This window comes from Lignipirellula cremea, from assembly GCF_056501455.1.
In genome coordinates, this window is the sequence record NZ_CM151415.1 from 1,258,621 (window position 1) to 1,277,912 (window position 19,292).

General features: G+C 64.7%; 14 protein-coding genes. 7 read left to right on the forward strand and 7 right to left on the reverse strand.

Going from position 1 to position 19,292, the window contains the following annotated elements; all coding sequences use genetic code 11:
- Nucleotides 1-84: 84 nt before the first annotated feature.
- Together SH602x_RS04985 and gvpU are read right to left on the reverse strand one after the other, a co-directional pair.
- Nucleotides 85-1,236: a sensor histidine kinase gene (locus tag SH602x_RS04985; RefSeq protein WP_479475741.1), complete on the reverse strand. Its 1,152-nt coding sequence runs from the start codon at nt 1,234-1,236 to the stop codon at nt 85-87.
- A 26-nt stretch (nt 1,237-1,262) separates the two neighbouring features.
- Nucleotides 1,263-1,691: a gas vesicle accessory protein GvpU gene (gvpU, locus tag SH602x_RS04990; protein WP_479475742.1), complete on the reverse strand. Its 429-nt coding sequence runs from the start codon at nt 1,689-1,691 to the stop codon at nt 1,263-1,265.
- Between the two features lie 250 nt (nt 1,692-1,941).
- Here gvpU and SH602x_RS04995 point away from each other — a divergent pair, with 250 nt between their 5' ends.
- Entirely contained in the window at nt 1,942-4,032 is a 2,091-nt protein-coding gene (locus SH602x_RS04995; protein WP_479475743.1) for an ATP-dependent helicase, read from the forward strand.
- Between the two features lie 44 nt (nt 4,033-4,076).
- Here the strand turns inward: SH602x_RS04995 and SH602x_RS05000 are convergent, their stop codons facing one another.
- From SH602x_RS05000 to SH602x_RS05020, 5 genes are all read right to left on the reverse strand, one after another.
- Nucleotides 4,077-4,949 carry a hypothetical protein gene (locus SH602x_RS05000; protein ID WP_479475744.1) on the reverse strand — a complete coding sequence of 291 codons (873 nt, stop codon included), beginning with the start codon at nt 4,947-4,949 and terminating at the stop codon, nt 4,077-4,079.
- Nucleotides 4,950-5,088: 139 nt separating this feature from the next.
- A complete protein-coding gene (locus SH602x_RS05005) occupies nt 5,089-6,354 on the reverse strand; it encodes an aminotransferase class V-fold PLP-dependent enzyme (RefSeq protein WP_479475745.1) in 1,266 nt (421 codons plus the stop codon).
- Between the two features lie 269 nt (nt 6,355-6,623).
- On the reverse strand, nt 6,624-7,301 hold the full coding sequence (locus SH602x_RS05010) for an ABC transporter ATP-binding protein (RefSeq protein ID WP_479469577.1): 678 nt from the start codon (nt 7,299-7,301) through the stop codon (nt 6,624-6,626).
- A 129-nt stretch (nt 7,302-7,430) separates the two neighbouring features.
- Nucleotides 7,431-8,390, reverse strand: coding sequence for a prenyltransferase/squalene oxidase repeat-containing protein (locus SH602x_RS05015; protein WP_479475746.1), 960 nt, complete (start codon nt 8,388-8,390; stop codon nt 7,431-7,433).
- A complete protein-coding gene (locus tag SH602x_RS05020) occupies nt 8,387-8,842 on the reverse strand; it encodes an acyl-CoA thioesterase (protein WP_479475747.1) in 456 nt (151 codons plus the stop codon). Before SH602x_RS05020 ends, SH602x_RS05015 begins: the two co-directional genes overlap by 4 nt.
- A gap of 525 nt (nt 8,843-9,367) precedes the next feature.
- Between SH602x_RS05020 and SH602x_RS05025 the strand changes: the two genes are divergently transcribed.
- From SH602x_RS05025 to SH602x_RS05050, 6 genes are all read left to right on the forward strand, one after another.
- Nucleotides 9,368-9,826: a DNA-binding transcriptional response regulator gene (locus SH602x_RS05025; protein WP_479475748.1), complete on the forward strand. Its 459-nt coding sequence runs from the start codon at nt 9,368-9,370 to the stop codon at nt 9,824-9,826.
- Nucleotides 9,827-10,197: 371 nt separating this feature from the next.
- A complete protein-coding gene (locus SH602x_RS05030; RefSeq protein ID WP_479475749.1) occupies nt 10,198-11,166 on the forward strand; it encodes a sensor histidine kinase in 969 nt (322 codons plus the stop codon).
- Nucleotides 11,167-11,213: 47 nt separating this feature from the next.
- Nucleotides 11,214-11,984, forward strand: a complete 771-nt coding sequence (locus tag SH602x_RS05035) for a response regulator (protein ID WP_479475750.1) — start codon at nt 11,214-11,216, stop codon at nt 11,982-11,984.
- Between the two features lie 493 nt (nt 11,985-12,477).
- Nucleotides 12,478-15,876, forward strand: a complete 3,399-nt coding sequence (locus SH602x_RS05040; protein ID WP_479475751.1) for a beta-ketoacyl-ACP synthase 3 — start codon at nt 12,478-12,480, stop codon at nt 15,874-15,876.
- Between the two features lie 189 nt (nt 15,877-16,065).
- Nucleotides 16,066-17,682 (forward strand): DUF6666 family protein, encoded by a 1,617-nt coding sequence (locus SH602x_RS05045; protein WP_479475752.1) that lies wholly within the window; start codon nt 16,066-16,068, stop codon nt 17,680-17,682.
- A gap of 307 nt (nt 17,683-17,989) precedes the next feature.
- Complete coding sequence (locus SH602x_RS05050; protein WP_479475753.1) at nt 17,990-19,285, forward strand: adenylosuccinate synthase; 1,296 nt, start codon at nt 17,990-17,992, stop codon at nt 19,283-19,285.
- The last annotated feature ends 7 nt before the right edge of the window (nt 19,286-19,292 follow it).

The following is a 19,292-nucleotide window of genomic DNA, read 5'->3' on the forward strand; positions in this document are numbered from 1 at the left end:
GCATCCGCGACAAACGTTAGAGAATTCCTCAAGATCCGCAAAGATCAGTTCGCAGCGACCGTCGAGGCACGGGACTTTCGGCAGTCAACTGGCAGGAACGCCGAGTCGGTTCGGTAGCCGCATCGTGAAGATCGTTCCCGCTTCCGCGGAGGATGTCACCGCGATTTCGCCCGCGTGCGCAGTCACGATCTCCCGGACGATATACAGTCCCAGACCTACCGAGCGGGACTGCCGGCGTGCGTTCGCATCGGCTGACGTTCCCTGGACGAGAGGATCGAAGATCGTCCCGAACGCTTCCGGCGGAATCGCGGCGCCGAAGCTGCGAACGGTTAGGACCGCGTACTCTTCGTCTTCACGAACCGTAAGTCGAACGGGGCTGGTGCGAGCGCCGTGCTGAATCGCGTTTCCCAGCAGGTTCGATAAAGCCTGACGCAGACGAGGCGCATCGGCCACGAACGCGAGACTGTGAGGCATTTCGGCTTCGATCGTGCGCGAAGGGTAGCCTGCGCGCATTTCAGCAACGACTTCCCCACATAGATTCGTCAGTTCGATCGGCTCAGGTGCGATCGGTATCGAGCCTCCCAGTCGAGTGGTCGCGAAATCGAGCAGGTCGTCGACGATGCGGGCCATCGCGTCGCCGCTCGTCGCTATCTGTTTCGCGGCGTCCAGGGAATCGGAAGCGAGACTCTCGTCGAGCGTCAGCAACTGTGCCGACACCATGATCGAGTTCAACGGATTTCGCAGATCGTGTCCCAGAATCCCGAGAAACATCTGCCGCGAGCGTTCGCCGTTCTCGGCGAAACTGGTGGCCGACTCCGCGATCGAGTGGTCGATGCTCTCGTGGAAGCGCGTGAGATCGTCTAGATCGTTTCGATCGGGAATCGGACGGCTTTCGGTCCATAACCTCACGACGCTGGCGCGGAGCGCCCGGTACTCCGATAGCAAAGAGAGCAAATCGAAGCCTGAACGCAGTCGCCCAACCCCGTGCTCGACGGACGCCAGCGCCATTCGTCCGGCGCCGACCGCGTCGTCGGACAAGCCTTTCGACTTATTCAACCGTTCGACCGCCGTCTGCTCCGACCGCATGTCGGCGGCAGTCGCCCGAAGGATCGCTTCTGCGTGATCGCGCAGCGTGGCGGGATCGGGGGCGAGACCCTCCCAGATGTCGCGTGCGAAAGCCTCCCATTCAACGAGAATCGGTTCGATATTCGCCAGGATGAAGTCGGCCAGACGCATCGATGCCACCTTGGTAGGCCCGCCGTTCAGCCCAGGACGATCTCGCCGAGGAAGAAGGCGTCGACCTCGCTCACTCGACCGCGCCAAAGTGCCCCCTGTTCGTAGGGAACCGGCATGTTTCCGACCCCGAACAGGGCCGCGTCCTTCATATGCACGGCGAGCGGCGGAGAGGCGGCGTCGGCCCCGGGACCGGCGCTGATCTCGGCGAACGACGATCGCAGGCTTTCGACGATCTGCCGATCCGTCATTCCCTGGGTGAAGTGGGCGGTGAACTGGTCGAAGTAGGCGGACTTGCTGATCAGCTTGCCTGAGACGACCAGGCCGCTCACCTGCAACGTGATCGGGAGTTCGGCGCCCGTTTCGTCCGTCATCTCGATCAGCAATTCGAGCAACGGATCGCTCGACGCTCCGTGGAACGCGACGGGGGAGTTTTCGCTCGTCCTTGAGTCAGACATCCGGCGTCACCTCGGGTGATGGCGTAAACAGCGTCGCGTATCGTAGCGGAGTTAGCCCCGGCGCAGTCGAACTATTTCGAGATCGAACGTATGACGATCCGATCGCGACGCAGCGCCGGCGACGATCTCGCGGGAGGCCGCGATCCGGTCGCCCGTTCCGATTTCGGGTCTGCCGTCATAGAATCGCGACCTCTCGAACGGCGCGCGAGCGGTACGCCGGGACTGTTACGGCGGCAGGGCGAATCGACGGATGGACGGACTTAATCCTGCGCAGCATGCCGCGGTCGAGACGCTGAAGGGACCGCTGCTGGTCCTCGCCGGCGCCGGCACGGGCAAGACCCGCGTCGTCACGTTTCGCATCGCGCGTCTGATCAAAAGCGGGATCGCGCCCGATCGCATCCTGGCGGTCACCTTCACCAACAAGGCCGCCCAGGAGATGAAAGAGCGCGTCAAGGCGCGCCTTAAGAACCTTCCGACGACGCCGTCGGTCTCGACCTTCCATTCGCATTGCGTGCAGATTCTCAGGAAGCATCTGCATCTGCTCGGCTATCCGAAGGAATTCGCGATCTTCGACCGCGGCGATCAGGAGGCCGCAGCCCGGCAGGTCCTCCGCGAAATCCGCGTGCCGGAGGCGACGATGAAGCCGGGCGATCTGCTTTCCTCCATCGGTCGCTGGAAGTCGAGCGCCATCGGCCCCGACGACGCGGTCTCCCTGGCGTCGACCGAGAAGGAGCATCTCGCGGCGAGCGCATACCGGCGATACCAGAGGACGCTCAAGTTGCGGGGAGCGGTCGATTTCGACGACCTGCTGCTGCTGACGGAAGAGGTTTTCCGCCAGCATCCGCGCGTGCTGCAGCTCGAAGCCAGCCGCTTCGATCACCTGCTCGTCGACGAGTACCAGGACACCAACCGCAGCCAGTACCGCATCGTGAAGGCTCTGGCGGGCGCCCATCGCAATCTGTGCGTCGTGGGCGACGACGATCAGTCGATCTACGCCTGGCGCGGAGCCGAGGTTCAGCACATCCTCGGCTTCCGCAAGGACTGGCCCGACGCGAAGGTCGTCCGCCTGGAAGAGAACTATCGCTCGACCGCGGCCATTCTGGAACTGGCGAACAGGCTGATCGTCTTCAATCGCGTGCGGCACGAGAAGGTGCTGCGTCCCGTCCGACCCAACGGCGAACGCCCCAAGATCGAGCAGTTCAAGGACGAAACCGAAGAGGCCGCCGGCGTCGTTCGTGACATCGCCCGGACCCTCGCCAAGCAGGAGTTCGCCGCCAACGAGATCGCGATCCTGTTCCGCACCAACGAGCAGACGCGCGCGTTCGAACTTGAACTCCGCAAGCAGGACATTCGCTACGTCGTGATCGGCGGAATGTCGTTCTTCGATCGCAAGGAGGTTCGCGACGTTCTTTCGTTCATGCGACTCCTCGTGCGACCGGAGGATGAGGTCGCGCTGCTTCGTGTGGCGAACGTTCCGCCGCGGGGACTGGGGGCGAAGTCGATCGAGAAGATGAAGGCCGCTGCGGTGAAACGCGGGGCGCCCCTCTGGACGCTGCTCGAAGAGATCGCCTCCGGCGTCGCGAACCCGGGCGACTGGACGCCGGCCGTCCGCGAAGGGGCGAAGAGCCTCGTCGATCTCGTGAAGACGCATCGCGAGAAGCTGGGGCCTGGAAAGCTCTATTCCACGGTCGTCGAGTACCTCGACGCGATCGGCTATTCCGACGAAATCGATCGGTTGTACGACGAGCCTGCCGCACGCGAGGCACGCGAAGAGACCGTGCGGGAGACGCTCGACTCGCTCGCGGCCTTCGAAAAGAAGGAGCGTGCTCCGGCGCTGCTCAAGTTCCTCGACGAACTGGCGCTGGGGGGACGCGACTTCGGATCGGAGAAGGAGAAGCAGCTCGGGCGAAACGCCGTGATTCTGATGACGCTGCACAGCGCGAAGGGGCTGGAGTTCCCGGTCGTCTACATGGTCGGCATGGAGGAAGGCATCCTGCCCCATAGTCGCGTCCTCAAGGCGAACGACGACGAGCAGATCGACGAGGAGCGCCGTCTGGCCTACGTCGGCGTCACGCGGGCACAGGAACGCCTGACGCTTTCGCTCTGCCTCGGTCGCACCAAGTGGGGCAAGGTTCGCGAAACCCTTCCCTCGCGTTTTCTCTTCGAGATGATGGGTCAGGCCGAGCGCGCCGCCGAGGTAGCGAAGAAGGCGAGACGCCTCGAATTCGGGCAGCCGCTGACCGCGAAGAAAGCCGCGACGAAGAAGAAGGCGTCTGCCGCTAAGCCTGAGCCGCCGAAGCGACCTGCCTCCGCTGCACCCGTGCGCAGGGCGAAGCCGTAGGCGCACTGAATGCTTCGCATTCAGCCACCGCTAGCTGATACCCGCTAGTTCCCGCTCGGCGGCGGAGCGTCCTTGCGCAGCGGGTTGTCGCCCAGGAGTCGCAGCAGCGACCCCGTCGGCGCGGCGGAGGTCGATCCGCTGGGATAGGTCAGCGTCGGAGTCGATGCTGCGGTCCCGGGCGTGCTGGCCTGCGGAGTCGTGAGCAGGCGCAGCGCAGGACTGCCGGCGCCGGAATTGGCAGGAGGCGCAGCGAACGCGGAAGAGATGCTCCCCATCGGCTGCGAACTTGCGGCAGAGTCGCTTCGCGAGCCTTCGCCGAACGGATCGTAGAAAGGATTCGATTGCGAATCGGGAGGCGCCGTCCCGACGTACGTGCGCGACGCAGCGCCGATCGACGGAACCGAACTGTCGGCGGCCGATGCGGGCGCCTGATAACCAGCCGGGGCGACCGCCGCGTCGTATCCTTCCGAAGGATCAGGCCCGGTCGCGAGCGCGGGCGTCGCGGCGCCGGTCTTGCGGCTCTGAAGGGCTCGCGCAACCCGCGAGGCGGCATCGTCTTCGGTCGCCGGAAGGGCCTCGTCGATCGTCTTCGTCGGCGGCGACTGCGCAGCGACGGCGCCCTCGGGCAATCCGGCGCTGCCGCGCGAGAGGTCGAGTTCCGAGGTTCTCGCTCCGTAAAGTTGCTGGCGGGAACCTTTGGCGCTCGCGTCGGCCTCGGCGCCGCCCGGACCGTAAGCTCCTCCGCCCGCCAGTCGGGTCAGCGGATCGTTCGATCGTTCGCTGACGCTCATCCACGAGAACCATCCGCCGCCCGACGTCGCGGGCGCGCCGCTCTGCCAGGGCGACTGGCATCCCGACGAAAGAAGCGCCGCGCATGGGAGCACGAATCGAGCTATCGAAAGGATGCCGTTTCGCATCGACGCGATCCTGTTCGCCTTCGTAAGGAACGCTTCCGTACGAAGGTCGGGGGTGTACGCAGCCGTCGCGCGCAGCTTCGCCCGCGACCGGGGCGGGATGGTGACGCCGCGAGCGCGTCCGCGTCAAGAGCGATCGGCGCTACTTTCTGCCCCGTTTTCGGCCTGCGAAGAGCGCGCGGGCCTGCTTCATCCCTTCGACGAAGGCTGCGACGTCGGAAAGGGTGTTGTAGAGATAGAACGACGCCCGGGCGGACGACTCGATCCCGAGGCGTTTGTGCAGCGGCATCGTGCAGTGATGCCCTTCGCGGACGGCGATGCCCTGTTCGTCGAGCGCCGAGGCGATGTCCTGCGGATGGGCCCAGTCCGTGACGAAGCTGACGATGCCCGCCTTTTCGCCTGGTTCGGGACCGATGATCCGCACGCCTTCGACGCCCGCCAGGCCCTCATGGGCGGCCGTCGCGAGCGCCTGTTCGTGGCGATGGATCGCGTCGAGGCCGATGTCGTTGAGGTAACGAATCGCCGCGGCGAGGGCGATCGCTTCCGCGATGGGCGGCGTGCCCGCTTCGAACTTCGCAGGCAGCGCGGCGGTCGTGAAGCCCTCGGTCGTGACGGTCCGAATCATGCTGCCGCCGCCCAGGAAGGGAGGCATCGCTTCCAGCAGATCGCGCCGACCGTAGAGAACGCCGATACCTGTGGGGCCGAGCATCTTGTGGCCGCTGAACGCGACGAAGTCGGCCTCCCAGTCGCCGACGTCGATCGCTTCGTGCGGCGCCGCCTGAGCCGCATCGACGATGACCGTCGCGTGCATCGCTTTGGCCGCGGCGACCAGTTCCTTCACGGGGTTCCGCGTGCCGAGCACGTTCGACACGGCGGAGAACGCGAAGATCTTCGTCTTCTCGTTCAGCGAAGCGGCGAGCGACTGCATGTCCAGCCGGCCGTCGTCGGTGATCTCGACCCAGCGAATCACGGCGCCGGTGCGCTCGGCGAGTTGCTGCCAGGGGACGATGTTGGAGTGGTGCTCCATCATCGTCAGCAGGATTTCGTCCCCTCCGTCCAGCGCCGGCGCCAGACCGTGCGCGACGAGATTGATCGCCGAGGTCGTTCCCTGCGTGAAGACGATCTCGTTGGGCGAGTCCGCGCCGATCCATTCGGCGACGGCGCTGCGTGCCGCTTCGTACTCGACGGTCGCGACCGAGCTTAAGTAGTGACTTCCGCGATGGACGTTGGAATACGACCGCTCGTAGAAGCGGTTCATCGCGTCGAGCACGCTGCGGGGGCGCTGCGACGAGGCTGCGTTATCGAGATAGACCAGCGGGCGATTGTCGTACAGCTTTTGCGACAGAATCGGAAAGTCGAGCTTGAGCGTCTCCGGCAACAGGGCCGAGGCGTGCGCGGAAACCGACATGGCGGACCATTTTCAGAGGGCTGGGGCGAGTCGCAGTCAGCGTCCGAATCGCGAAGCGACGGGGGTCGCTGATTCAGTTTCGACCGAGCGTTGGTTTGCGGGAAACCGGCGGAACGACGATCCGTCGCCGCTCCTGCACCGACCGGCGGCGCGCCGGTCAGGTTCACCTGTCCAGCGAACCGCGTGCCGCGCTGCCAGCCCTTAACTATCGCCCCCGGGGGGCGGTTCGTACAGCCTCGACCTGGCCGCCCGGCGCCGACGCGTCGACGTTACGACCGCGGGCGCAAAGTCTTGCCTGCGATCTCGAATTTTCGGTCGGCCAGGCTGGCCAGCTCTTCGCTGTGCGTCACGACGATCAAAACGGCCTTCTCCGATCGCTGCATCTCGATCAGCAGTTCGGTGATCGCTCGCGCGTTCGCGAAGTCCAGACTCCCCGTCGGTTCGTCCGCGAGAAGCAGCTCGGGCCGAAGCAGCATGGCCCGCGCCACGGCGACGCGCTGACGCTCGCCCCCCGACAGCTCCGCGGGGATATGCGTCGACCGATCGCCCAACCCCACCCGCGCGAGCAGTTCTTTCGCCCGCTCGGTCAGCTCCTTCGACGCCCCTTTCCAGGCGAGCGAAGGGACCAGCACGTTCTCCAGCGCCGTCAGTTGCGGCAGCAAGTAGTGCTCCTGAAAGACGAAGCCGACATGCTCGTTGCGATACCGGGCGAGTTCCTTCTCGCTGAGCGTGAAGGGTTCGATCTCGCCGAGCCGAACGGTTCCGGCGGTGGGCGTGTCGAGGCCGCCCAGGATGTTGAGCAGCGTGCTCTTCCCCGATCCGCTCGGCCCGACGATGGAAAGGCTTTCGCTGCCGTCGACGCGAAGGTTCACGTCCTCGAGCACCTTCAGCGTTTCCGCCGGCGTCGGGTATTCCTTCGAGAGATTCTCGATGACGAGTTGGGGCATGACTGAAGCGAGCTGCAGAAGAACGAGAACGTGCGCGTCTTGTAGGGCAGGCGCCCCGCCTGCCGCGAACCGATCGACGACGCAGATGGCAGGCGGGGCGCCTGCCCTACGAGAAAGCCGTGTCAGCGATCAAACTTCGCGCTCCTCGCGCGGGATCTCAAGATAGGCGAGAAGCGAGAGGGCGCCCACGCCGTAGAAGGCGTACTCGACGTCGTGCCCGGGATCGAGCGCCGCGCCGCGGAAGCCGCCGGTCTCGACCTCCATCGAGCGCGCGAACCGCCCTGCCCCGGCCAGGTCGACCTCCTCCGCCGCGTCGAGATCTACCAGCGTGACCATCGCGGTGAACGTGCTGAGCAGGTCGGCGAACGGGATGCGAGTATTGGCCGTGAAGCCGCCGTCGTCGCCCTGTGCATTCACCAGATAGTCCAGCGTCCGCTCGCGGGTTTCGTTGTCGAAGGCCCCCAGCATTCTGAGAGACGCGACGGCAGCGGCGGTCGGGTTCACGCCGGGACGCTTGCTGACGCGAATCTCGTGGTAGCCGCCTTCTCGATCCTCATGGGACTTCAGGAACTCGATCAGTCGTTCGGGATCGCGAGGCGAAGTCTCGATCGCCTCCAGGCAGAGCAACGTCAGAAACGAGTGGTAGACGCTGCTTGCGGCGCCCTGCGGCGTCTTGGCGTAACCGCCGTCGGGCTTGCGATACGTTTCGAGGAAGTCCGCCAGCGACTGCTTCCACCCCTCCGGCAGCTTGGCCAGAGGCTCTTCGCCTGCCATCCGTTCCAGCAGCGAGGCGCCGTAGATGAGCGACAACAGGTCGACCGCGGTCTCTTTGCCGCTGACGCGCGAGCCGAGAAAGGCGGACGCGCGAGTCGATGCCGGCGGCTGCAACTCGGCCAGCGTCGCCAGTCCGCGCAGCGCGAAGCCGGTGTAGTAGAGATCGCTCGCCCCCTCGCGACCGGCGAAGCCTCCGTCCGGCCCTTGCGCAGCCAGGAAGTAGTCGCGATGCCGATCGCGGAACGCCGGTTCGAGACGCGAGGCGCCCTGGATGAGCCGCAGCGTCAGCCGTTCGAGATACCCGACCTGAATCATGAGGCTTCGCTGACTGCGGAACCGGGACAGTCCTCCTCGACGAAGGGCTCCAGCTTTTCGCGGATCCAGTTCGGAATGACGATCGAGGTCAGTCCGCCGGGCGAATGCCATTCGCAGCAGACGGTCGCGATCGAACCCCGGGCGATCAGCGTCTCCTCCCGCAGAAACTCGTAGCGATAGGTGACGCTCTTCGTGCCCAGCCGCGCGACGCAGAGCCGCACATCGAAATCGTCTTCGAACCGCAGCGGCGAAAGGTAGTCGCACTGCACCGACGCGCGGGGCCAACTGATCGCCGGGGCGCCCTCCACGACCCAGTGCACCCCGAAGCCCAGTTCGCGCAGGAAGGCATGCTCCGTCTGTTCCATCCAGACGGGAAACATCGAGAAGTGGGCCATGCCGGCCGCGTCGGTATCGCGAAACTCCACCTTCCGGCGAAGTCGAAAATCGGACATGCCGTTAGCCTGTCGTCGGCGTCGGTCGGGGTACTAGTTCGTCCGACCCATCCTAGTCGCCAGAATCCTGGGCGAACATGACAGGAAAGCGGGGGCAATCCGGCAGGCACGCCGCACGTGAAACCGGCCGCATCCGACGTTTTTTAGTGCTTAAGGGCGTGGAAGCCCCCTCGAACGAAGGGGCTCAATTGCTTCGCAGTGGCCAAGGAATCGTTCGTTCGAAAACCAGCGCGACAGCTCCAAGGCCCGCTCGGCCCCGGCCGCCGATCCTGTAGCAGAAAGTCGACGCGAATAGCGGAGATCCGCCTGTCGCACATGTGCGACTTATACCTGCTTCGAGTTTTCGTCCATGAGGGCTATTCGGATCATCCGGAACCCATACGCGAATCCCGTGAGCAGGAGCGAAATATCCGATCGTGATCGGCGCCTTGCTTGCATTCGAGCGGAACGTCACTGAGTTGCAGTCGGTTCTGTGGCTGCAGCGTCGAAAGCGGCAAGTCATCGAAGCTCGGAGAAGAATCCGCCATGAACGCTTACGAATGGGTGGAGTCGTTGTGGCAAGGCGTCCCTGCAAAGAGTTCTCTCGCTGGCGTAAGAGTCTTGCTCGTCGAAGACGGTTTCGATCCGAAACGCGAAATCGTCGGCGCGCTGATCGATGCTGGCGCCGAAGTCGACCTCGAGTGTTACGAGAGCTCTGCTTGCGAAAGATTGGTTAGAATGCGAGGGAAGTACGACGTTGTCTTGCTTCGCATGGTTAGCCCGGAGCGGGCCATCGCTGACGTGTATGGCCACGTGCGAGCCGTCGGCATTTCGCTTCCTGTCGTCGTACTCGTTTCTTCTCGCGATAGCGTCGCAGCAGCATCGCTTCAGAGATCCGGCTGCAGTCGGGTTTTGCTGACGCCCGCGAAAGCGTCAGATATAGTGAGTGCCGTACGTGACGCAGCGAACGACAAGGCCCCGGAGGTTTCTCCGGCCCTCGACTGAGACGAATCGCGTCAAACTGTGTTACGGAATTCCTAGAAGGCGCGCCAGCATGGACGACGGCTGTCGGTTTTGTGTTAATGCAGACTTCGTCCCGATTCGCTTTGTGTAACATAAGCTTTCAGCGCTCATGATCGGCGGCGACGCTGGGCAGCGCCGGGCTTGAACCTCTTGCGACTGATCCGACGTTTTCGACATTTTCGCAAATCTCCGTATATCGTTTCGTCCAATAGTGCATGTGTCGTTGAACGCAAACCGCTGAAGGGGGAACGATGAGCGCCACCGATCTCCGGGATTTACTTTCTCGCTTCGGCCCCGCGGATTCCGCTTTGGAAACACTCGCGCCGTCGGGCCGTCTAATTCAGGTCCTTCGCTTGCCTCAGAACGTTCTCGCGACGGAGGCCGCGACTCCAGGTCGCCGCATTCCGGCGATGCGTGCATATCGCCCGGTCGGCACGACAAAGACAAAGCCGCACGGGCAGGGATCTTTCGGATCCTGCGGACGCAACCGCGACGCTGGGGAACTGGCAGGCGTCGACTCTTCCGTCGCTCCGATCGTTCCGCTGCTTTACGGTCAAGACTTGGAGACGGTGCGAACGCTGGCCGGAGACCTAGCGCACGAATTCAACAATTTGCTCCAGGTCATTCTGGGCTACACGCGGTTCGTGCTGAATGAGTTGGACGAACTCCATCCGTCGCGGGCCGACCTCGACGTCGCGGTCGCTGCAGCCGAACGCGCAGGCGATCTTACTCGGCGACTGCACCGCCTTCTCTGCAACGAATCGCTGCCCATGACGCTGATCGACGCAAGTGAGATCGCGAGCGAATGCGTCGCGTTTCTGCGTCCCCTCCTCGGCGGGGACGTCGAAGTATCGCTCGAGGCGGATGATCGAGCGGATCTGGTTCTCGCGAACGCCGGCCTTCTACGACAGATGATCATGAACTTGTGTCTCAACGCGCGGGACGCCATGCCCGACGGCGGGATGATCGTAATTCGGACCGCCGCCGGGCCAAATCGCGAGGACGTCCCCGATTCGGTGCGATACGTCGAAATCTCGGTTACCGACACAGGTTGCGGTCTGACTGCCGAGGTCATGCAAAGGATGTGGGAACCGTTCTTCACGACGAAGACCGGCGACGATGAATTTGGGTTAGGGCTCACGGTGGTCCAGGCCGCAGTTCGCCGACATGGCGGCGCGGTCGTCGCGGAGAGCGAGCCAGGCCACGGCGCTCGCTTCATCATCCGGCTGCCTGCGGCTGGCGACCGCGCGAGCGAGGATCGCGAACCTGGCAATTCTCGACGCGCAACTCCCATACATGCCCATGCCGTGTCTGGATCATGATGCCCGAAGGCGGGCGTTCGACGCGTTTGAATGAAACCGGCGATCTTATGAGCGAAAATCGTGCGCCTCGCATCCTGGTCGTCGAGGACGAATACCTCGTCCGTCGCGCGATCGTCCGCGCGTTAGCCCAAAAAGGATTCGACTGCGAGGTAGCGTCGAACGGCGAAGCAGCTTTGGAGTCGCTTTGCGGAGGGCGATTCGACGTCCTGCTATCCGATCTCCGCATGCCGGAGATGAACGGCCACGAACTCATCGTGCGAACGCTCGCGATGAAGACTCCTCCGGCAGTTTTAGTGTTCACGGGGTTCGCACAGCCGAAGATCGTTCGCGATTTGCTCGCTCGCGGCGTTTACGACGTCGTATCGAAGCCGACCGATTACGAGACATTGGCCTTGAAAGCGAAGATGATCGCCCAACGGAGACTTCAGAAGGATCTTACTACGGTCGTGGAGACGCAATTCGTCGCTGCCGGGCTCCCATGCCGCCCTGAACAAGTCGCGTCTCAGGTCGTCCACGTTCGGCGAGCGATGACCGCACCGCCGTTGACCTTCGACGCATTTCGCAAGGCGAGTTCCGGAGCGTTTGGAACCGACGAGTTGGTCGCCGTGATCGAGGCGATGCCGCATGCGGCGAAGGAAGTGCTCACCCTCGCGAACAACGTCATTTTTCAGGCCGGCGAGGAGCGCAAGCGCCTGGAAGAACTGCGGCGATCGGATCCCCATGGACCCGCCTCGACGTACGCGCACGCTCTCGTGGCGCTTGCGTTGGTAGTCGGTCTCGCGATGGGATTGGGAAGCGGGCTCTTCATGCGATTATGAGTTCGCGTCTTCAGTCCATAGCGTGCGGTCTCCATACCGACGATTTGAAGTGCGATAGGAAAAGACGGGAATTCGAAACGTCTCCCGGGGATACTGACGTCCGACTTCCCTTGACGCCACTTCCCGCCGAAACCACCAAGGAGAGTTGATCGGGTGCCGGCGGATGTCGGAGGAGATCGGGATGAAGATCCGACGCCCTCCCCTGCTCATTCGCCTCGGAAGCTTTCTAGAAACGATTTGGATCGTTCGCTAGAATTCGTCTTTCCCCGCTTCTGCCCGGTCGGTTAGATCAGCGAAGCGCAGACGGCGACGACGGTCCGCAGGGCGTCTCGGACGCAGCAAGTCGAGACATGCCGGGAACTTCGGCCACGAATCGCGTGCGACGCCCCGGATGAATCGAGAGCTCGTTCGCGAAGCGCCTGGCGGATTTGGACGCGGAACTCGACGAAACGCGACTTGAACTGGCCTCCCGTCGTCGGCATGGAGGAAACCGTTGATCCAGAAGACGAATCCGCTGTCCCCAGCGGCTCTCCCTGAATCGTCGCCGGCGGCTCGACTTTCGGTCGAGCAGCTTCTGGATCTGTACCGCTGGATGGTCCTGTCCCGCGAAATCGACGCGGTCGAACAGGAACTCACTTCCCGCGGCGAAGCTTTCTTCCATGTTTCCGGAGCGGGACACGAAGCGTCGGCGGCGCTCGCCTTCTTTCTGACCGAAGACGACTGGCTGCATTGCCATTACCGGGACAAGGCGCTGCTCCTCGCGCGGGGGATGACGCCTCGGAACTTCTTCGACAGTCTGTTCTGCAAGGACGGATCGGAATCGCGGGGGCGCCAGATGAGCGCCCACCTCTCCGACGCCTCGCGAAAGGTGCTCAGTCTCGTCGGCCCCGTCGGCAATAACGCCCTGCAGGCGGTCGGCGTCGCGGCAGCGGTGAAGGATCGACCGGGCTCGCCGATCGTGCTGTGCGCCGTCGGCGACGGTACGACGCAGCAGGGAGAGTTCCTGGAGGCCGTGGCAGAGGCCGTCCGCAGCCGGCTGCCCGTGCTGTTCTTCGTCGAAGACAACCAGTGGGCCATTTCGACCAAGACGCCGGGCCAGACCTTTTACTCCCGACCTGACGGCAAGGCGAAGGAGTTCTACGGCATTCCGATCGTCTACGTCGACGGTCGCGACGCGATGGGCGTCGCCGAGGCGCTCGGCCCTGTCGTGAACGACCTGCGGGAGACGCGGGAGCCGGCGATCGTCGTGATGGAGGTCGAACGGCTCTCCAATCACACGAACGCCGACGACCAGCGGATCTATCGCAGCGAAGACGAGATCCTCGCCGCGGGCGAGGCGGGCGATCCGATCCGCCGGCTGGAAGAGCGGCTGTTCCTGCGCGGCTGCTCCGAGTCCCGACTGGAACAGATCCGGCAGGAATGCATCGCCGAAGTGCGTCGGGCGGACGAGGAATCGTTCGCCGGGCCCGACCCCGAACCGACGTTCGACGCGAAGGCGCCGATCGCGCCCGCGCTGACCGCTCCCGAGTCCGAGTATCGCGGCGACGAAACGAACGGCGAGTACGTGATGCGGGACGCGCTTCGCGAAACGCTGAAGCGCCGCCTGGCGACCGACGCGCGCGTCACGCTGTTCGGGCAGGATATCGAGGATCCGAAAGGGGACGTCTTCGGCGTCACCAAGGGGCTCAGCACGAAGTTCGGTCGCCGGGTGCGAAACGCGCCGCTGGCCGAGTCGACGATCGTCGGCGTCTCGATCGGTCGGGCTCTCGCGGGCGAGCGTCCCGTCGCGTTCCTGCAGTTCGCCGACTTCTTCCCGATCGCGTTCAATCAGATCGTCTCGGAACTGGGGAGCATTCACTGGCGGACGGACGGCGCCTGGTCCGCGCCCGTCATCGTGATGATCGCCTGCGGCGCCTATCGGCCGGGCCTGGGTCCGTTTCACGCCCAGTCGTTCGAGGCCGTCGCGGCTCATACCCCCGGCATCGACGTCTTCATGCCGAGTACCGCGGCCGACGCGGCGGGCATGTTGAACGCGGCGTTCGAATCGGGGCGCCCGACGCTGTTCTTCTATCCGAAGAGCTGCCTGAACGACGCGAAGCGGAAGACTTCCTCCGACGTGGAGAAGCTTTTCACGCCGATCGGCGCTGCCCGCAAGGTTCGCAGCGGTCGCGACCTGACGCTCGTCGGCTGGGGGAACGCCGTCCGGCTGTGCGAGCGGGCGGCCGACGACTTGGAGGGAGCCGGCGTCGAGGTGGAGATCATCGACCTGCGATCGATTTCTCCCTGGGACAAGCGGACCGTGCTCGCCTCGGCCCAGAAGACGGGCAAGGTGATCGTCGTTCACGAGGATAACGAAACCTGCGGCATGGGCGCCGAAATCCTGGCCACCATCGCCGAGCGTTGCTCGTCGCCGCCGAAAATGCGGCGTCTCGCGAGGCCGGACACGTTCGTTCCGTGCAACTTCGCCAACCAGATCGCGGTGCTGCCGTCGTACGAACGGCTGTTGACCGCCGCGGCGGAGATGGTCGACCTGGATCTGACCTGGATCCGGCCCGAACCGGCGGCCGAAGGCATGGCATCGATCGAGGCGATCGGCTCGGGCCCCTCGGACGAAACGGTGATCGTCGTCGATCTGCTGGTTCGAGAAGATCAAACGATCGAACGGGGTCAGGCGGTCGCGACGCTGGAAGCGACGAAGTCGGTCTTCGAACTGACGTCGCCGATCTCGGGTAAGGTGAAGCGGATCCACGCGGCGCCGGGAGAAACGGTCGCCGTCGGGGCGCCTCTGTTCGAGGTCGCGATCGGAACGTCGACGAGCCGCCCCAAGCCGATCACGCAGGAGAACCCGGGTCGCCCCGTGCTGGTCGCGCGGAAAGCGCCTTCGCGAGCGTCTTCGCCGTCGGTCGTACGCGGAACGCGCGTCGGGCTCGCCTGTCTGACCACGGCCGTCGGCAGCCGGACGATCACGAATCGCGACCTCCTGGAAATCGCGGGACCGACCCTCGCGGGGCGGATCGACCCGGAAGAGATCGTACGCAAGACCGGCATCGAAAGTCGCCCTTGGGCGGAACCGCACGAAACGGTCGTCGAACTCGGCGTCAGGGCCGTGCGTCAGGCGCTCGCTCAGGCGGATCTGGCGCCGGAGTCGCTCGACCTGCTGATCGTCGCGACGACGACGCCCGACGCGGTGACGCCGTCCGTCGCGTGCAAGATTCTGCAGGGTCTGGCGGGGCCGGGACGGGAAAGCGCGCTCGTCGCGGCCTACGACATCAACGCGGCTTGCTCGGGCTACCTGTACGCCCTCCAGGCGGCGTACGACTTTCTGACCAATCGACCCGACGCCAAGGTGATGGTCGTCACCAGCGAAGTCCTGTCGCCGCTGTTGAACCTGTCGGACCCCGATACGGCGATCATCTTCGGCGACGCCGCTTCCGCTTCGCTGCTGGTCGGCGACGGCGGATTCGGATCGGCGAAAATGCGGATCTACCGCCCGGAGCTTTCGGCCAAGGGCGATTCGGGCGAAGCGCTGAAGGTGCCCTTCGCGGGGCACGGCTTCGTCCAGATGCGGGGACGCACCGTCTTCACGGAAGCGGTGAGGGCGATGATCTCCGGACTGCGGAGAGCGTGCGAGGAACTCGGAACGAGCCTCGACGATCTGCGACTGATCGTCCCGCACCAGGCGAATCAGCGGATCATCGACGCGATTCAATCCCGGGTCGGCGCCTCGGTTTATTCCAACATCCGCGAGCACGGCAACACGTCCTCGACCAGCATCCCGCTCTGCCTGGCCGAACTCGAGGCGAAGCTTTCGCCCGGCGAGCGGATCGGCCTGTGCGCCTTCGGCGGCGGGTTCACCTTCGGCGCCGGCATCTGGGAAAAGCTGGAAAGCTGAGGCGCGCCTCAGCTCGCCCGACCGGCGATGCGCGAACCTGCGACGAGTTTGCCGGTCGCAACTAATGCGAAGATTGCGAAAGAAATTCGGATTATTCCGAAAGTAACGACTTCTTCGGTCCGATAAGCCGATTGCGGCGCGAGAACCCTCGCCCCGCGGTCAAGGCATTCGGACATCGAGGGAAGTCAAATGCTCGCACGTTTCTGCAAGTCGGCTCTGCTGAGCCGCAGCGTTCCGCTGGAACGCACACACGCCGGACCGCTAAGCGGCTCGGCTGCCCCGCTCCTGGCGGCGGTTCTTACCGCGGCAGCGCTTCTGGCGCCGGCTTCGGCTCACGCTCAGGGCGTGGCGGGCGGGCTGGAGGTCGCCTCCCGCAGCGCTCACCGCACCGCACCGCGATTCCCGTCGCAGGACGGCGGAGTCGCCGTGCAGGCGGATCATCAGACGGCTCTCGGCGACGACGGACGCGGCTACGTTCAGCCGGCCCAGTACGTCCCGCGCAGCCGCATGATGCAGCAGCGCATGGCCGCCCGCGGCGGGATGTCGACGATGGGCAGTTCGATGTACAGCGGCGACGTTTCGACAGGCGGCGAGGTCGTCTACGAGGGGACGAACTCCGCCATGGTCGACGGCGTCACCGAAGGCGAAATCATCTACGAAGGCGACTTCCCGCCCGGCATGGTTCCGCAGGGAGCCCGAGTGATGGGCGGCGGAAACGTCGGTCGCGCTCCCATGGGCGGCGGCATGTTCCGCGGCGGAATGGGAAGCGGCATGATGGGACGCGGACCGATCGCCGGAGGTCGCGGCATGGGCTGCTCGTCGTGCGGCGGCATGGGCTGCGACGGCTGCGGCAGCACGCCGCCGGTCTGGTCCGACGGCGTCAGTTGCGGCTGCGAGGGCGGCTGCGACCTGGGCTGCGGCGGCGGATGCGGCGATGCCTGCGGAATGAATGGCTGCAACTCGTGCAACGGCTGCTGCCTGCTGTTCAACCCGCAGACCAACGTCGAGGTCTTCGCCGGCGCTCACGCGTTCCGCGGCATCGCGAACCTCGACTCCAGCGGAAGCTTCGGTTTCTATGAAGGCTTCCTGCTCTCCGGACCGGTCCCCTGCGTTCCGGGCGAAGCCCTGTCGTGGGAGTTCGGCGGCATGTTCTCGCAGACCGACTTCGAAGGCTCGCCTTACACCGAAAATCAGCGCACGCAGTCGTTCGCGACGGCGGGTCTGTTTCGCCGGGTCGACTGGGGTCTGCAGGGCGGGCTCGTCCTCGACTTCATGAACGACAACTGGTACGCCACCTCGAATCTCGCCCAGGTTCGCGGAGAGTTGGGCTGGGTCTATCCCGCCGGACACGAACTCGGCCTCTGGGCGACCCACGGCATCAGCCAGAGCAGCGACGTGGCGAACGTCGTGTTTCAGGGCGCCGCAGTCTCCGGCGAGGTCGGATCGGAGCCGATCGACGTCTTCGCGGTTTACTATCGCCGATCCTTTTGCGAAGGGGGCGACGCCCGCGTCTTCGGCGGCGTGACCGACCGTTCGCACGCTGTCGTCGGCGCCGAGTTCCGCGTGCCGGTCACCTGCAACTGGGGCTTCCAGGGGGGCTTCACCTACCTGATCCCCAACAGCGAGTACGATCGCACGACGACGGGCTCGCTGCGGTTCGAGGACGTGCCGGAAGACGCCTGGAACCTAAACTTCGGCGTCGTCTGGAGCTTCGGCGGCAGGATGCGGGACAAGTGCAACTATCACCGGGCGCTCCTCCCGGTGGCGAACAACGGCACCTTCTTCATGGACCGCAAGCTGAACTAGCGGATCCTTCGCGGGTCGGCTGACGCGACGCCGTCGGTCGACTCGCCCTCTCCGAACCTTGACCCGTCGCCGATCCCTCGCGGCGACGAAGCGGCTCTCTTCCCTCGGAGAGCCGCTTTTTTTCGTTTCGTCAGGACCGTCAGGCGGCTCGTTACGCCGCTTGCGAGCCAGCCGGGTCGAATCTAGACTTGCGCCCTTCCATCCGGACGGCCCTTCGAGGAGTTTTCGTGCGCCGATGCAGCCTTGGCTGCGTCGTACGGAACCCCCATCTCGAGTAGCCGGACGACGTCAAAGCGGAGAATCGCTAGTGCCGGGTACGTGCGTTATCGGGTTGCAGTGGGGAGACGAGGCCAAAGGCAAGCTCGTCGATCTGCTGACGTCGCAGTTCGACCTCGTGGTCCGCTACCAGGGCGGAGCCAACGCCGGCCACACCGTCGTCGTCGGCGAACAGGTCTACAAGCTGCATCACATCCCCAGCGGCATCCTGAATCCCGACGTGATGAATCTCGTCACGCCGGGGGTGGTGCTCCATCCGGAGTCGATGCTGACCGAAATCGACGGACTCGCCGGTCGGGGGATCGACGTCGAGAAGAACCTGATCATCAGCGAGCGGGTCCACCTCGTCTGCCCCTGGCACCTGGCAGAAGACCGCCTGTTGAACGCCGCCGTTACCAGCGGCGAGAGCATCGGCACGACCCTGCGCGGCATCGGTCCCTGCTACCGCGACAAGGTCGGACGCCATTACGCGCTGCGGATGGGCGATCTGTACCGCAAGGATTTCCCGGAAAAGCTCGCCTCGATCGTCGAGTTCAAGAACGGATTCCTGGCGGGGCTCGACAAGAATTCGAGCGAGAAGCCGCTCGATCTCGCCGCCCTCAGCGCCGACTTCGAGCGCTTCGCCGGGAGACTCAAGCCGTTCGTCCGCGATACCACGCACTTCCTGCTTGAGTCGCTGGAGAAGGGGAAGAACGTCCTGTTCGAGGGCGCGCAGGGGTCGCTGCTCGATATCGACCACGGCACGTTCCCGTTCGTGACCAGTTCCAACTCCTCCGGCGTCGGCGTCTGTCCGGGCGCCGGCGTTCCGCCTCGCTGGATCAAGCGGACGCTCGGCGTCGCGAAGTGCTACTCGACGCGGGTGGGCGGCGGTCCCTTCCCGACGGAGTTGCACGACGCGACCGGCCAGCTCATTCGCGACACGGGTCGAGAGTACGGGACGACGACCGGCAGGCCGCGGCGCTGCGGATGGTTCGACTCGGTCGCGGTGCGATATACGTCGCGGCTCTCGGGCGTCGACTTTTTGTGCATGATGATGCTCGACGTGCTGAGCGCGCTCGACGAGATCAAGATCTGCACTCACTACATGCTCGACGGCGAACGGGTCGATAACTTTCCGTGCCATGTCGAGGACCTGCGAAACGCCGTGCCCGTCTACGATACGCTGCCGGGCTGGCGGACGGACGTCACCGGCGTGAAGCGGCTCTCCGATCTGCCCGGCAATGCCCGGCGATACCTCGATAGGGTCGCGGAGCTGGTCGGTCGTCCCGTCGGCGTGGTCTCCGTCGGTCCCGAACGCAGCCAGACGATGTTCTCCGCCGACTTTTAAGTCGCAG

Coding starts and splice junctions, on each gene's coding strand:
- SH602x_RS04985 (WP_479475741.1), bottom strand. CDS start 1,236: ATGCGTCTGGCCGACTTCATCCTGGCGAATATCGAACCGATTCTCGTT.
- gvpU (WP_479475742.1), bottom strand. CDS start 1,691: ATGTCTGACTCAAGGACGAGCGAAAACTCCCCCGTCGCGTTCCACGGA.
- SH602x_RS04995 (WP_479475743.1), top strand. CDS start 1,942: ATGGACGGACTTAATCCTGCGCAGCATGCCGCGGTCGAGACGCTGAAG.
- SH602x_RS05000 (WP_479475744.1), bottom strand. CDS start 4,949: ATGCGAAACGGCATCCTTTCGATAGCTCGATTCGTGCTCCCATGCGCG.
- SH602x_RS05005 (WP_479475745.1), bottom strand. CDS start 6,354: ATGTCGGTTTCCGCGCACGCCTCGGCCCTGTTGCCGGAGACGCTCAAG.
- SH602x_RS05010 (WP_479469577.1), bottom strand. CDS start 7,301: ATGCCCCAACTCGTCATCGAGAATCTCTCGAAGGAATACCCGACGCCG.
- SH602x_RS05015 (WP_479475746.1), bottom strand. CDS start 8,390: ATGATTCAGGTCGGGTATCTCGAACGGCTGACGCTGCGGCTCATCCAG.
- SH602x_RS05020 (WP_479475747.1), bottom strand. CDS start 8,842: ATGTCCGATTTTCGACTTCGCCGGAAGGTGGAGTTTCGCGATACCGAC.
- SH602x_RS05025 (WP_479475748.1), top strand. CDS start 9,368: ATGAACGCTTACGAATGGGTGGAGTCGTTGTGGCAAGGCGTCCCTGCA.
- SH602x_RS05035 (WP_479475750.1), top strand. CDS start 11,214: ATGAGCGAAAATCGTGCGCCTCGCATCCTGGTCGTCGAGGACGAATAC.
- SH602x_RS05045 (WP_479475752.1), top strand. CDS start 16,066: ATGCTCGCACGTTTCTGCAAGTCGGCTCTGCTGAGCCGCAGCGTTCCG.